The sequence below is a fragment of the Gammaproteobacteria bacterium genome (assembly GCA_033344735.1).
Taxonomy (GTDB): Bacteria; Pseudomonadota; Gammaproteobacteria; order UBA4575; family UBA4575; genus UBA1858.
In genome coordinates, this window is record JAWPMW010000001.1 from 1,033,285 (window position 1) to 1,047,948 (window position 14,664).

Annotated in this window: 14 protein-coding genes and 1 tRNA gene; all 15 read right to left on the bottom strand. The window is 41.7% G+C overall.

The annotated features are described in order from the left end of the window. Window positions 1-34: 34 nt before the first annotated feature. Window positions 35-688: a glutathione S-transferase family protein gene (locus R8G33_05295; protein MDW3095073.1), complete on the bottom strand. Its 654-nt coding sequence runs from the start codon at window positions 686-688 to the stop codon at window positions 35-37. Between the two features lie 101 nt (window positions 689-789). Further along, on the bottom strand, window positions 790-969 hold the full coding sequence (locus R8G33_05300; protein MDW3095074.1) for a (4Fe-4S)-binding protein: 180 nt from the start codon (window positions 967-969) through the stop codon (window positions 790-792). A 34-nt stretch (window positions 970-1,003) separates the two neighbouring features. Continuing rightward, a complete protein-coding gene (locus R8G33_05305) occupies window positions 1,004-1,366 on the bottom strand; it encodes a group 1 truncated hemoglobin (GenBank protein MDW3095075.1) in 363 nt (120 codons plus the stop codon). 101 nt (window positions 1,367-1,467) lie between these two features. After that, complete coding sequence (locus R8G33_05310) at window positions 1,468-2,610, bottom strand: fatty acid desaturase (GenBank protein MDW3095076.1); 1,143 nt, start codon at window positions 2,608-2,610, stop codon at window positions 1,468-1,470. A gap of 208 nt (window positions 2,611-2,818) precedes the next feature. After that, entirely contained in the window at window positions 2,819-3,214 is a 396-nt protein-coding gene (msrB, locus tag R8G33_05315; GenBank protein ID MDW3095077.1) for a peptide-methionine (R)-S-oxide reductase MsrB, read from the bottom strand. Window positions 3,215-3,224: 10 nt separating this feature from the next. Continuing rightward, window positions 3,225-5,300: a polyribonucleotide nucleotidyltransferase gene (gene pnp / locus R8G33_05320; GenBank protein ID MDW3095078.1), complete on the bottom strand. Its 2,076-nt coding sequence runs from the start codon at window positions 5,298-5,300 to the stop codon at window positions 3,225-3,227. Between the two features lie 127 nt (window positions 5,301-5,427). Next, entirely contained in the window at window positions 5,428-5,697 is a 270-nt protein-coding gene (gene rpsO / locus R8G33_05325; protein MDW3095079.1) for a 30S ribosomal protein S15, read from the bottom strand. 94 nt (window positions 5,698-5,791) lie between these two features. Next, on the bottom strand, window positions 5,792-6,709 hold the full coding sequence (truB, locus tag R8G33_05330; GenBank protein MDW3095080.1) for a tRNA pseudouridine(55) synthase TruB: 918 nt from the start codon (window positions 6,707-6,709) through the stop codon (window positions 5,792-5,794). A 62-nt stretch (window positions 6,710-6,771) separates the two neighbouring features. Beyond that, entirely contained in the window at window positions 6,772-7,122 is a 351-nt protein-coding gene (gene rbfA, locus R8G33_05335) for a 30S ribosome-binding factor RbfA (GenBank protein MDW3095081.1), read from the bottom strand. 5 nt (window positions 7,123-7,127) lie between these two features. Beyond that, complete coding sequence (gene infB / locus R8G33_05340; protein ID MDW3095082.1) at window positions 7,128-9,629, bottom strand: translation initiation factor IF-2; 2,502 nt, start codon at window positions 9,627-9,629, stop codon at window positions 7,128-7,130. A gap of 39 nt (window positions 9,630-9,668) precedes the next feature. Next, window positions 9,669-11,198 carry a transcription termination factor NusA gene (gene nusA / locus R8G33_05345; protein ID MDW3095083.1) on the bottom strand — a complete coding sequence of 510 codons (1,530 nt, stop codon included), beginning with the start codon at window positions 11,196-11,198 and terminating at the stop codon, window positions 9,669-9,671. Between the two features lie 24 nt (window positions 11,199-11,222). Then, window positions 11,223-11,684: a ribosome maturation factor RimP gene (gene rimP, locus R8G33_05350; protein MDW3095084.1), complete on the bottom strand. Its 462-nt coding sequence runs from the start codon at window positions 11,682-11,684 to the stop codon at window positions 11,223-11,225. 177 nt (window positions 11,685-11,861) lie between these two features. Continuing rightward, window positions 11,862-12,890 (bottom strand): polysaccharide deacetylase family protein, encoded by a 1,029-nt coding sequence (locus tag R8G33_05355; protein ID MDW3095085.1) that lies wholly within the window; start codon window positions 12,888-12,890, stop codon window positions 11,862-11,864. Between the two features lie 146 nt (window positions 12,891-13,036). Continuing rightward, window positions 13,037-13,113: transfer RNA gene (locus R8G33_05360), tRNA-Met, on the bottom strand. Window positions 13,114-13,236: 123 nt separating this feature from the next. Next, window positions 13,237-14,664, bottom strand: coding sequence for an NADH-quinone oxidoreductase subunit NuoN (nuoN, locus tag R8G33_05365; GenBank protein ID MDW3095086.1), 1,428 nt, complete (start codon window positions 14,662-14,664; stop codon window positions 13,237-13,239).

Genomic DNA, 14,664 nt, shown 5'->3' on the forward strand with positions numbered 1-14,664 from the left:
TTTAATCTGCGCGCTTTTCAATTTACGTCAACATTTATGAGTTTATTGAAATTCCGTTTAATGTACCTGATGAGATATCTCCTGCGGAAGGTAACACTGTGAATGGAATGATTTTTTCTTTACTTGTACTTGGGTGCGATTTCACTTTATCGTACCATTTAGCCACTCCCGGACGAGAACTTATCAAGTCTCCAGCACCACCAATTTCGATCAAGTTGCAGCAAGATGACCAATGAATATCTGCCAGTGAAAAATCACCACAAATAAAATCACCTTTTCTTGGAGGATTAAGTACTTGCTTCTCAAGACCATCAAACAAAGGAGCTAAAGCATCTTTGTTAATAGAGTCACCTAGATTAGGAGCAACACATTCGGTCGCAATGATTGCCCACTGATACATGATTGCACGGCTCACGCCATTACGAGGAACAAGTGACGGACCGAAACCCTTATCATCTAAATATGACATTACTGCAGTAGTGCCATAAACAACAAAGTCTATGTCCTGCAATACCGGGCCTATTCCATAAGGGGAGACAGCACGAAAATCGCTTGCATCAAGATCTGTAATCACTTCAGTCTCAATGTCCACTCCCTTTTCTGCGGCAGCCTGCAAACACTTACCTGTGTTAGGGCAACTTGGATGCCCACGCAGAATCATTTTTGTTCCTAATTTATCTCCGATCATAATCTTCCCCCTAATTCAATAACCTCATCTAATAATCATCTAGCGATGAACTTTTGGTTTTTTGCGAGGTTAATGATTAGCTTTCTTAGTTAATTTTTTGGTTAATCTTCTATCTTTATTGCACCAGATGGACATTGTGCAGCTGTTGCACGAATCTCATCTTCAGGTGCACCAGACTCATCAATGACAAAAGCGCCATCAACAACCTTGAAGACATTTGGTGAACCTTCAACACATTTACCAGCATGAATACAGGTACTCTCATCCCATGTTACTTTCATAACTACTCCTCTTAAAATTTATTATTTAGTTCAGTTACACACCAACAATTTCACCTTTCATTGAGTACAAAATACATAAGACTTCGTCTCTTTCTTTTGCACCAACATTATTTTTATCTAACGCAGCAAGCACATCATCACAAACAGCAACGAATTCTTCATCACTAATATTCATACCAGTATGTGCAGTTAACATATCTTGGCCTGTATATGTCTCTGGCCCACCGATACCGGCACCAAAAAACTCTCTTACTAAACGCTTTACATTTTCTGGGTCACTTTGTGCGTAGCGCTGTTTAATTTTTGGATTTGAAGTATGATTTATCCAGATATCCTCAACCACTGCTGCAATACCATCTGCACCACCCAGGCGCACGTATAAGCTAGCTTCACTCATTTTATTTACTCCTCAATTTTACCACTGATTTATATGTATATTTTTTATTCAACCGGGCCTTACAGAATATAAACTATAAGACCCGATATAAATTTTACAGATTAAGCGTAGCCAGCGATCTGATTAATCTTGGCCGCGACCTTACGCTCGCCTTCTGAGGCCATTTCATCATCCCACTTGTTCATCTGCTCATTCATGTACTTATGCCATATTGGCGGTAACAATGCCAATGCAAATAACGTGAAATAGCCACGTCCGCAGTTCGGTGATCCCACTTCGTCTAACTCCCAAAAGTGGGTCTCTCCACGGTCATGGTGATCTCCTTGACGTCCAATCTCGATAAAGAACCAACTCGTGAATGCCGTGCTGTTATCCCAGCTATGACGGTAATCAATCGGTTGCCCTTTCTCGCGAATTAAACCGTAGTGCTCCAGGTAGTTCAATGCTTCTAACTCAAAGTTAGAAATTAACCACACAATCGCTAAACAGCCTATGCCAACCCAGCCGCCGACAAACCAGAACAAAAATACTGTTGGCAATGCCATGAAGTATCCGCGTATCCATCGGTTCTGCCATGATAAGAATGGCACTCCCAGTCTCTCTAGACGTTGCTTCTCCATCACGAATAAAAATTTACTTTGCCCAATCCCAGATAATGGATAATGCTTGTACAAGCTTCTTCCACGTGGTGATGTCGCTGGATCATCGACATGACCAAGCTCTAAATGATGGTTGTATACGTGGGCGTAGCAGAAGTGTGCCTTGCCTGATAACGCCATCATCCAACGCGCTATTACAAAGCTGAAGCCTTTCGTATGCGCTAACTCATGACCATAGATAATGCCGATGCCGGCAAATATTCCTGTTGAAATTGTTGCACCAATTAGCTGTGCGCCTGTAATGCCATCTTGAATAGACATGCCTAGAAGCGTTGACGGAGCAATTGGAACACCTGTCATGTACTGGAATATGCGCCAGGCCAACACTATCTGTAAACAGATAAACACGCCTAGCATGCCGTACATCACACCATTGTGTAAGGCAGGAATACCATACAGTTCGCCGTCTTCATCAAAACCCGCACCCGGGGTTTGTGCTTTGGTTAATGTGTCAATAATAATCCCAACACCCAATAATGCTACGCCCGTCCATACCCATGGACCGCCAGCTAGCACGCCAAACAATGCTGCCAGTATTAGCAACGGAGCTAAAAAATAGCGCACGTTGATTAAAAATTTCTTCATATGACCTCCTATTTACTTACAGAATACCTGAGCTATCGTATGCAGACCTTATTTTTATATATTATCTATTTTTAACTATTAATCATTATATACAGTTAAAACTACCAAAATAGCCTCTGGAATGCGGAGATTATAGCACCCAAACTTAGTAAAACCACTCTGAATAACGCATCCTGACTAGCTAATTTATAAGCAATTTATTCAATCTTTAGTCACTTTCTGGGACAAAGTCTAAAGATAGTGAGTTAATGCAATATCGCTTGCCGGTAGGTTCAGGACCATCTTCAAATACGTGCCCCAAATGTGAGCCACACTGATTGCAACATACTTCAACACGAGTCATACCATGTGAATTATCTGTAATATAGCGAATCGCTTGATCTGATGCGGATTCCCAGAAGCTAGGCCAGCCTGATCCCGAGTCAAATTTTGTTTCTGATGAGAACAATCGGCTCTTGCAGCAAACGCAAACAAAGGTTCCTGCGTTTTTTTCGCCTAAATATTGACCGCTATATGGTGGCTCAGTCCCCTTTTGCCAACATACGGCAAATTGTTCAGGGGATAGTTTATCTTTCCAGCTGTTGGGGTCGTCTTCGCCAGCCATGTATATTTTTTTACTCTACGACAGCTTTCATGCTCAAGCGAATTCGATTTTGTTTATCTACTTCTAATACTTTAACAGTAACCATGTCACCCTCAGAAAGTTCATCAGACACATTTTCAACGCGCTCATTTGAGATCTGAGAAATATGTACCAAGCCATCTCGGCCAGGAAGGATTGTGACAAATGCACCAAAGTCCATAATTTTAGCCACTTTACCTTCGTAAGTAGCACCAACTTCAACATCTGCAGTAATTAACTCGATACGCTTCTGCGCTTCTTCACCCGCAGCACGATCAACAGAAGCAATCTTTATGTTTCCTTCATCATCAATATCCACTGTAGCGCCAGTTTCTTCAGTGATCGCACGTATAACTGCGCCGCCTTTTCCGATCACATCACGAATCTTATCCGGATGAACCTTCATAGCTAATAAGCGAGGTGCAAACTCAGACATTTCTGCAGGATTTTCAAGCACTTCATTCATCTTTGAAAGAATATGCATGCGGCCTTCTTGAGCTTGAGCAAGCGCTATCTTCATAATTTCTTCAGTAATACCCTGAATTTTAATATCCATCTGAAGAGCAGTAATACCTTCACTAGTACCTGCTACTTTGAAATCCATATCTCCAAGATGATCTTCATCACCCAAGATGTCAGATAGGACTGCGAAATTATCGCCTTCTTTTATTAGACCCATGGCTATACCAGCGACCGGAGCTTTAATTGGTACACCTGCGTCAAGCAAAGACAAACTCGTACCACAGACTGAAGCCATAGAACTGGAACCGTTAGATTCCGTAATTTCAGATACCACGCGAATCACGTATGGAAATTCTTCTTGTGTTGGCATAATGGCTTGAACACCACGTTTGGCTAGTTTTCCATGACCAATTTCTCTTCGCCCTGGAGAACCTGTCCTGCCTGCTTCACCCACTGAATAAGGAGGAAAGTTGTAGTGCAACATGAAGGTATCTTTAAATGAACCTTCAATAGCATCAATAATCTGTGCATCTCGACCTGTACCAAGTGTTGTGACTACTAATGCTTGGGTTTCACCACGTGTAAATAATGCAGAGCCGTGTGTACGCGGAAGGACTCTAGTACGAACATAAATAGGTCTTACAGTCTTTGTATCTCTTCCGTCTATTCGCGGCTCACCAGCAATGACTTTTCCACGAACAATGCTCTTTTCTAATTTACCAAACGCACCACTAACATCGGCTGCTGAAGGGCCATCTTCAGAACTAATATCTTCAACCGCTTTTGCTCTTAATTCACCAACGGCCTCTTGGCGAGATAGCTTTTCTGAAATTTTATATGCGTCACTTAAAGGTTGCTCAAATGCTGCAGCTACTTTTTCAGCTAAGGGTTTATCTTCTTCTTCTGCAGTCCATTCCCAACGCGGCTTACCGATTTCGCTGGCAAGTTCTTTAATAGCATTAATAACCGCTTGCATTTCTTTATGGCCGTACATGACTGCGCCTAACATAACGTCTTCTGACAATATGTTCGCTTCAGACTCTACCATCAACACAGCGCTATCTGTTCCGGCAACGACTAATTCAAGATCTGATTCCTCAAGCTGGCTAATAGTAGGGTTTAACACATACTCACCATTTATATAACCAACTTTTGCAGCACCAACAGGGCCATCAAATGGAATGCCTGAAATTGATAACGCTGCTGATGTACCAATTAAGGCAGGAATATCTGAGTCAATATCCGTATTCATTGATACAACTGTCGCAATCACCTGGACTTCATTCTTGAATCCTTTTGGGAATAGAGGTCGTATCGGACGATCAATTAGACGACAAGTAAGCGTTTCTTTTTCTGAAGGCCGGCCTTCACGCTTGAAAAATCCACCAGGAATTTTACCTGCTGCATATGTTTTTTCTTGATAGTTAACAGTAAGCGGAAAGAAATCTTGCCCTTCTCTAGCTTGTCTTACTCCAACAGCAGTCACAAGAACTGAGGTATCGCCCATACTAACTAATACAGCACCGTCCGCCTGACGAGCTATTTCGCTTGTCTCGATAGTGACTTCATGTGCCCCGAATTGGAATGATTTCTTTATGCTTTTCACTCAAGATTTCCTATTTGAATTGTAAATTTAAATACGTGAATACGACACTATGCCGACAAGTATAGTGTTAATAGATTTTCCTAGATAAAAGGCATGGCTAGGCAATGTTTGCTGAGCCATGTAGGTATTATCGACGCAGACCTAATGAAGAAATCAGCTGCTGATAGCGTTGCTGATCTTTACGCTTAATGTAATCTAGTAATTTGCGACGTTGATTGACCAACTTCAATAAGCCATGTCTAGAATGGTGGTCATGCTTGTGATTACTAAAATGATCACTAAGGTACTTTATTCGAGCAGACAGTAATGCCACCTGAACTTCAGGTGATCCAGTGTCGTTTGCTGACTGTTGATACTGCTTGACGATGCCCGACTTATCTTCCGCTGTTAGTGCCATTTTTTATAAACTTTCTAGTAGTATTTTCTGGGTGGTATTCTTAAGAGAGCGCGATTCTACCATGTGTCTGCAAAGGCACAATACCTTAATTGCCTTAACCCATGTAAAACTTACTAAAATGGACAAATCCATCGTCTTTCTTCTCCCCTAAGCCGCGAAAAATCCTATTGGTGTCATATATACGTATATATTTACTATTTATAGCCTCTGGAAATCTAATTTTACCACCCTGCTCTAAAGACAAAAGTAGCCCATTTTTCATCTCAAATCGAGGATATCCAACAAAAGCAGCCTGCACAGGAAGCATGGTTTTTTCTAGTTCATTTACTCCTGTTGAACTCAGCTGCTCCAATTGCTCATAGGTATACATTTTATAAGCTAACCCAAACTCGCCCACAGACAATCTACGCAACTCATCCACATGAGCAAGGCACCCCAATTTCTTACCAATATCTTCAACTAAAGTGCGAATATAAGTCCCTTTTGAACAATGTACCGTCATAGCGACTCTTTTGTCTTGAATATTCTCAATAGCAATAGAGTGAATGTGTACTTGACGAGAAGCACGTTCGACTTGCTTGCCTTGCCGAGCAAACTTATACATTGGCACACCATCTTTTTTGATCGCAGAGTACATTGGCGGTATCTGTTCAATGTCTCCTTGAAAAGATTTGACTGTTTCTACTAACACATCAAGTTGCTGTTGATTAACTTTTTCACTAGCGACCACTTGGCCTTCTTTATCACCAGTATCAGTTTGCTCACCTAACTTTGCCACCACGTAATAAGATTTTTTAGCTCCCATGACATGATCAGCAATTTTTGTTGCACGACCAAAACATATCACTAGCACCCCTGTGGCTAGGGGATCTAGCGTGCCTGTGTGCCCTGCTTTTTTAGCATTAAACAAACGCTTCACTCGTTGCAAAGCATGGTTTGAACTAAGCCCAAGAGACTTATCAAGCACCAGCAGACCATGAATATCACGGCCAAATTTATTTTTCTTTGCCAAGTGAGAATAATTACAAATTCTGTTTCAACAATATGACTGAGTATGTACTGAATTATCGAAATTTAATCCAGCTTCTCTTTAGACAATATGTCGTTCAAGCGCGCGGAACGTTCCAAGGTGTCATCATAATGGAATGACAACGTCGGAATAACTCGCAGTCGCATTAACTTTCCAAGCTCTTTCCGCAAATATGCAGAACAACTATTTAGTCCGATCTGCAATTCTTCAATATCGGTATTTTGCGCGTAAGGAGAAAAATATATTTTTGCTGCAGACAGATCTTTAGTAACAATGACTTCCGAGATAGAAAAGTCTTTAACTCTAGGATCATTGACCGAATCTCTAATCAATACTACTAATTCTCTTCGAACCTGTTCTGCAACACGTAATGCACGAGGAAAGTCTTTAGGCATTACAATTAAATCGTACGTGCGACTTCAGTACGCTCGTAAACTTCAATATTATCGCCAGGCTTTACGTCATTGTAGTTCTTAACGGCAATACCACATTCTGTTCCGGCACGAACTTCCGACACATCATCTTTATGTCGACGCAAAGATTCTAATTCACCTTCGTAGATAACGACATTATCTCGCAACACGCGAATAGGATTACCCTTCTTAACTAGTCCATCTATAACCTGACAACCGGCCACTGCACCTAATACCGAAGACTTAAATACATCCTTCACTTCTGCAATACCAACAATTTCTTCGCGCAACTCTGGTGACAACAATCCGCTCATTGCACTCTTAACATCATCGATTGCTTCATAAATAATGCTGTAGTAACGCAAGTCAACACCATTTTCATCGATAGCTCTACGCGCACTTGCATCTGCTCTCACATTAAATCCAATCACAATCGCACTAGAAGCTGCAGCCAAATTAATATCCGATTCAGTAATACCACCAACACCAGCACTGACAATTGTCACTTTCACTTCTTCTGTAGAAAGATTTTCTAATGAATCACGCAACGCCTCGGCACTACCTTGCACATCCGCTTTAACCAAAATATTAACTGCAGCCACTTCACCTTCTTGCATTTGATTGAAGATGTTTTCAAGTTTTGCAGATTGTTGCGCGGCAAGTTTTGATTCACGAGTCTTACCTTTACGCACTTCAGCCACTTCACGCGCTTTGCGTTCACTCTCGACGACGATAGCTTCTTCACCGGCGTTCACTGTGCCTGACATGCCTAGTACAACTACTGGTATCGAAGGCCCGGCAGACTCAACAGGCTTACCCTGCTCATCGAACATAGCACGAACACGACCATACTCTTCACCGCATAGAAGAATATCTCCGCGAGATAACTTACCTTCTTGAACTAAGATAGTACTTACTGGCCCACGACCCTTATCTAATGAAGACTCAATAACAATACCTGTTGCTGGACCATCAGGCACACCCACTAATTCCATAACTTCTGCCTGCAGGCTGAGAGCATTAAGAAGATCATCAACTCCTTGGCCTGTTTTTGCAGACACATTAATGAACTGCACATCACCACCCCATTCTTCAGGGATCACTTCTAAGCCAGATAAATCTGTGCGAACACGGTCAGGATCAGCGTCTTCTTTGTCAATTTTATTCACTGCAACAACCATCGGCACACCGGCTGCTTTTGAATGTTTCACTGCTTCAGCAGTTTGCGGCATGACACCATCGTCAGCTGATACAACTAATATAACAATATCAGTCGCTTGAGCTCCTCGCGCACGCATTGCAGTAAATGCTGCGTGTCCAGGAGTATCTAAGAAAGTGATCACACCATTTGGCGTTTCCACATGGTAGGCGCCAATATGCTGGGTAATTCCACCTGCCTCACCGGCAGCAACACGTGAGTGACGAATATAATCTAGCAAGGAAGTTTTACCGTGATCAACATGACCCATCACAGTAACCACTGGAGGCCGAGTTACTGAAGCTTCAGAATCGTAAACATGCTTAACAACTTTTGATTCAATATCATTTTCTTCAAATGGCTTCGCAGTATGCCCAAGTTCTTCTACTACTAGAATCGCAGTGTCTTGATCAATCACTTGGTTAATGGTGGCCATTGCCCCCATATTCATCATGACCTTAATTACTTCGGCAGCCTTAATCGCCATCTTTTGCGCAAGGTCTGAAACAGAAATACTTTCAGGGACCAATACTTCTCTTACAACAGGTGCTACGGGTCGCTCAAAGCCATGCTTACCAGAGGCTTCAACTTTTTGTGTGCGTGCCCGTGATTTTGGTTTACGACGACCTCGTTTATCACTAGCAACATGTAGCTCTTTGCGCTTGGCGTGATCATCATCGGTCTTGCCTTTCTTGCGACCGGATTTTTTCTCTTTAGCAGGGGCTTCTTTAACCGGCGCCGCAGGTGCTATAGTTACAGCTTGCTTCTCTTGAGCTGCTGTCGCAGCTTCTGCTGCTAAACGCTGCTCTTCAGCTTCTTTAGCAGCGATTTCTTCTTGAGCTTTGCGCTCTTCTTCAGCAATACGCGCTTCTTCAGCTGCTTTTATATCTTTCTCTTTTTGTTCGGCTTCGAGTCGTTGTTGCTCAACCTCTTCCTCTTCTTTGCGCTTTTGTTCTTGCTCTTCAATTAATTCACTACGTTTAACGTAAGTTTTCTTGCGCCGCACTTCAACGTTAACAGTCTTAGTATTTGCAGTACGTCCTTGCCCACCACTAACCTTCAACTGAGACGTGCTCTTACGTCTTAGAGTTATTTTCTTACCTTCAGTGGCTCCGCCTAATTTGGCACCCTTGCTTTGGCGTAAATGCTCAAGCAATTGCAACTTCTCGCTATCAGAAATTTCCTGATCAGGCGCGGAAAAACTTAATCCAGCGTCTTTTAGCTGCTCCAGCAATTTATCAACCGGAGTACCAACGACTTCTGCTAATTGTTGTACAGTGACTTGTGCCATGCGCCCTCTAATATATTGCTTTTTTAATTTATGACTTCTTTATTTTGCTTCTTCTTCAGCAAACCATGGTGCACGAGCCTTCATTATCAGCTCGCCCGCCTTTTCTTCTGTCAGCCCTTCAATACCTTTTTCATCTTCCTTCTGTCCCTCTATCTCAGCAATATCATCAATGCCTTGTTCTGCTAAGTCTTCCATAGTAATGACACCTCTAGCTGCTAACTCAAATGCTAAATCACGCGTCATGCCTTCCATTTCGAGCAGGTCTTCTGCGGGCTCAGCATTGTCATCGCCACCACCCGAAATAGCTTGTGTTAATAGCGCGTCACGTGCACGCCCTCTTAACTCTTCTACAATCTGCTCATCAAATTCTTCAACTTCTAGTAATTCTTTAGGCGGCACATAAGCTATTTCATCAACTGTTGAGAATCCTTCTTGAACTAAAATTGCTGCCACTTCTTCATCCACATCCAATTGATCCATGAACAGCTGTTGCAACACTTTCATTTCACCATCATTCTTCTCTTCCGCTTGACCTTCAGTCATTACATTAAGCTCCCAGCCTGTCAGTTCACTTGCAAGCTTAACGTTTTGACCGCCACGACCAATGGCTTGAGATAATTTTTCTTCTTCAACAGCTATGTCCATACTGTTGGATTCTTCATCGACAACAATTGACAGCGTCACCGCCGGAGACATTGCATTAATCACAAATTGGGCAGGATTCTCATCCCACAAAATAATATCAATTCGTTCACCGGCTAGTTCATTTGATACTGACTGAACGCGTGAACCACGCATGCCGACACAAGCACCTACTGGATCAAGCCGTGGATCAAGAGAACGCACTGCAATTTTTGCACGCAAGCCTGGGTCACGTGCAGCACCTAATACATCAATGACATTCTGCCCCACTTCAGGCACCTCAAGCTTAAACAATTCGATTAAAAATTCTGGCGCAGTTCTAGTCAAAAACAATTGTGGCCCACGCACTTCTGAGCGTACGTCCTTTAAAAATGCACGGATTCGATCACCCGGACGAATAGACTCTCGTGGAATCAAATCTTCGCGAGGAATAAATCCCTCTGCATTGCCACCAAGGTCAATATAAACTCCGCTATGTTCAGCACGTTTAACGACACCCATCACTAGTTCGCCAACACGATCTGCATAAGCATCAACTATTTGTGCACGCTCTGCTTCTCGTACTTTCTGCACAATCACTTGTTTAGCGGTGTGCGCAGCAATTCGACCAAAAGCAACAGATTCAATACTTTCTTCTACGTACTCACCCACTTGAATTTCTGGATTATTTTGTATGGCGTAGCTATATAGAATTTGCTTATCTGGAGATTCAAATTCAGGATCTTCATCATCCATCACCAACCAACGCCGGTATGTGTCGTAATCACCAGACTCACGATCAATGCCTACACGCACCTCAATATCTTTTGTATAGCGTTTACGTGTCGCTGTTGCCAACGCTGCTTCTATGGCCTGGAAAATTATATCTTTCTCAACACCCTTCTCGTTAGAAACAGTATCCGCCACCATTAAAATTTCTTTATTCATAAACTTATGCGTTCCTAAAGTGCCTTATTTAAATTCGCTATAAATTAAATTTGCGCGTTTTACCGCATTCAAAGGAAACTCGACCAATTCACCATCGACTTCCATAGTGACCTCATCTTCACTTAGATTAGAAAGTGTCCCTAAATAATTTTTCCGCTCTTGTACCGCCCAACTTAACCTTACTTTTATTTCTCGGCCCAGATACATTTCAAAGTGTTCTCGCTTCATTAATGGTCGTTCAACTCCCGGTGAAGATACTTCTAGCGTATAAGCTACACTGATTGGATCCTCTACATCCAAAATTCCGCTAATCTGATGGCTGACTTCTGAACAGTTATCCACTGTTATGCCGTCTTCATGATCAATAAAGACCTTCACCAAGGCATGATGCTGCGAGCTTCTAAGCTCAACACCCCAGAGGGTAAAGCCCAATCCCTGCACAACCGGTGCAATTAGCGCCTCAAGACCATCCGAGTCTAGCTTCACGTCCGTCCTCCCTAAAACCGCAGAATTTTCGTTCGGCCAACAAAAAAGCCCCAAACGGGGCCTCTATCCAACTTCCTATGCTCACCACAACTCCTACCAACGCGGGGATTATATTTTACAGCGCTCAATTCAGCAACAGAAATAACATCAATCTAGCCTCCTTAGTTCCATCTATATTCAAGATCTAGCCATTCTAAGCAATTCATTAAATCCCGATACTTCGGCTTCGAACTCTATTTGGGATACGCGCGAACTATCCAAGATTCTCGGCCATGCGAATAATGGTGACTTCTCATCGACCAAACCTGTTGTACAAGTTGTTGCAGTGAGCACATCTTCCTTTGCTAACGCATCCCAATGACGCTCAGTCCAAACACCACTGGGGTAACAGAAATGTTTCATTGGTTTAGCCAACAAAGGATCCACAACAAATTTGTTATCTTGGATCTCTTTTATAGCAATTTCATGGTCAACTGGAAAAGTATGGCGGTGGGTATGAAGCTGAATATCAACACCGTATTCTTGCAGTTCTGCTAACTCTTGTTTAGTCACCAAATTAAAAAGTCTCTGTTGGTTTAGCTGGTCATAATCAACCTGCAAAATCTCACCTAACCTTTTAAGCAGTTCCACTCGATGTTCATTTCCTTTTAAGGCTTGACCATGCTCTTTAAAAATTGCCTCAACTTTATTCTTATTATATGAGGTTAACTGACAGTCTTTATAGGCTTGTAAAGCAGGTATATCTAGCTGTGAGAAATCTGCTTGGCTAACCTTAGATTTCCAAAATATATAGCCTGTCGCTAGAGGAAAGACTGGACAATGCTTATCAAAAAAATATGAGGTTAAATATAATGTTGAAGGAAATTCATATTGTTTTAATATAGGCGCAGCCTTTCTCAACACACTAACAAAACCGTCATCAATAGTAATTACGACACGGTTATCCTTACTGACTCCCTTGCTAACATCTTCATAGGCCTGATCTAGCTCAATAACCTGATACCCATTTCGCTTCAAATAACTCATCCTTTTATCAAAAATTTCTGGCTCAATAAAAAGACCGGGCACATTGTGATGCTCGTCAATAGTTGTAAATCCGTGATAGCAAAGTACACGAATCTTGTTCCTCAACAACCAGCGCGACATCGCAAATAACCCTAGATATTTGCTGGCAAGAAAAACAGAATTTTTTACTAAGGGAGACATTTTAGGGTGTATAACAATATTCTAATTACACAAGTGTACAATTAGAACTTATATTCGCTTCGGCCGCTGTGTAATCAGCCACAAACTCGGCTAAAAAGAAGACTTAAGGAAGATTTTGAAAGGTGGAAACCTAGACACAGAGATTTTGGTAGCGGGGGTAGGATTTGAACCTACGACCTTCGGGTTATGAGCCCGACGAGCTGCCAGACTGCTCCACCCCGCATCAATTAGGCAATTTTCAGAATCAGAACAAACTTATAAAACTAATGTTCGCGTTAATCTGAGCGGGGGAGTTTACGCAGCTAAGCGTTATATTTCAAGGAAGTTAAAAACGGATATTATCTGATCAACCTATAGCATGCTTACAGAGATCAATTAATATCTGAGGAAACACAAATAGGCCTACTACCATTAAAGAGTGGATACTCAACACACTTATATGGCCGGCGGGCATCATTGTCCTTTGAGCAATATTACCCTCTTCAAAATACATCAGCTTGATGACACGTAGATAGTAGAAAGCGCCTATAACCGAGGAAACAACCGCGATGATAGCCAGCATGACGCTTCCATTGGCCACTAACGCTTGAAGCACATTCAGTTTCGCATAGAAACCTACTGTCATCGGTATACCTGCCATTGAAAACATTAACAACAACATTAAAAATGCCAGCCAAGGATAATTCTTAGATAGACCCTTTAGGTCGTCCAATTCTTCTAACCGATAATTCATTCTTTCGGCACACAATAATATACCGAATACAGCTGAACTCATTAACGCATAAATTAAGGTATAAAATAATGCAGCAGAGTAGCCAATTTTATTTGCGATTAGCAGACCCAATAAAATATACCCAACATGCCCTATCGTTGAATAACCCAACATGCGTCTCAAGTTAGTTTGCGCAATAGCAATAATATTACCTGCTACAAGAGACAATACTGCCAAAACGACAAGAGACTGTTGCCAATATTCATGCATGAATTGCAATCCGTCCATCAATAATCGTAATGCTAATAATAAACCTGCAATTTTGGGTACACTTGCAATAAGCAATGTGACTGACAATGGAGCACCCTGATACACATCAGGAAGCCACATATGGAAAGGAACTGCTCCGAGTTTGAATGCCAGACCGATAACAACAAAGATAACGGCAGCAATAATCCCTATGCTCATATCATTTTCTACTGTCAGTTCTGACAAATACAGTGTGCCCGTCAATCCATAAATTAAAGAAATTCCATATAGTAAGAACCCAGAAGCAATTGCGCCCAACACAAAATATTTAATTGCCGCTTCTGAACTTACAGAATCATCTCGATTCATAGCAACCAAAGCATACATAGATAACGAAAGTAGCTCTAAACCCAAATAAATCATTAACAAATGATTCGCAGAACTGATCAACATCATCCCCAGTAAAGAAAATAATGTTAAGGCGTAATACTCTCCACGTGGAAAGTTATATGAATTTATAAATGCGCGTGAATAAATCATGACAATAATCATAAACACACACATAGAAGATTTTGCCAATACTGATAGATCATCGCTAATATAAAAGCCATTAAACAACTCAACAGCTTGACCTGTAAATGGTTGTATGCACAAATACAGCGTTGCAAGTAACACCATTTGAGTCAAGACATATGTCCAATGGCTTTTTGCAGAGATAAAAGCACCTGCTAACAAAACGACACACGCACCTAGCAGTAAAACAATCTCTGGTACAGCAATAATATAATCAACAATAATGGTTTCAATTTGCAT

Excerpts from the sequence above, each read along its gene's own strand:
- R8G33_05295 (MDW3095073.1), bottom strand. The coding sequence starts at position 688 with ATGATCGGAGATAAATTAGGAACAAAAATGATTCTGCGTGGGCATCCA.
- R8G33_05300 (MDW3095074.1), bottom strand. The coding sequence starts at position 969 with ATGAAAGTAACATGGGATGAGAGTACCTGTATTCATGCTGGTAAATGT.
- R8G33_05305 (MDW3095075.1), bottom strand. The coding sequence starts at position 1,366 with ATGAGTGAAGCTAGCTTATACGTGCGCCTGGGTGGTGCAGATGGTATT.
- R8G33_05310 (MDW3095076.1), bottom strand. The coding sequence starts at position 2,610 with ATGAAGAAATTTTTAATCAACGTGCGCTATTTTTTAGCTCCGTTGCTA.
- msrB (MDW3095077.1), bottom strand. The coding sequence starts at position 3,214 with ATGGCTGGCGAAGACGACCCCAACAGCTGGAAAGATAAACTATCCCCT.
- rpsO (MDW3095079.1), bottom strand. The coding sequence starts at position 5,697 with ATGGCACTAACAGCGGAAGATAAGTCGGGCATCGTCAAGCAGTATCAA.
- rbfA (MDW3095081.1), bottom strand. The coding sequence starts at position 7,122 with ATGCCTAAAGACTTTCCTCGTGCATTACGTGTTGCAGAACAGGTTCGA.
- infB (MDW3095082.1), bottom strand. The coding sequence starts at position 9,629 with ATGGCACAAGTCACTGTACAACAATTAGCAGAAGTCGTTGGTACTCCG.
- nusA (MDW3095083.1), bottom strand. The coding sequence starts at position 11,198 with ATGAATAAAGAAATTTTAATGGTGGCGGATACTGTTTCTAACGAGAAG.
- R8G33_05355 (MDW3095085.1), bottom strand. The coding sequence starts at position 12,890 with ATGTCTCCCTTAGTAAAAAATTCTGTTTTTCTTGCCAGCAAATATCTA.
- nuoN (MDW3095086.1), bottom strand. The coding sequence starts at position 14,664 with ATGCAAATTGAAACCATTATTGTTGATTATATTATTGCTGTACCAGAG.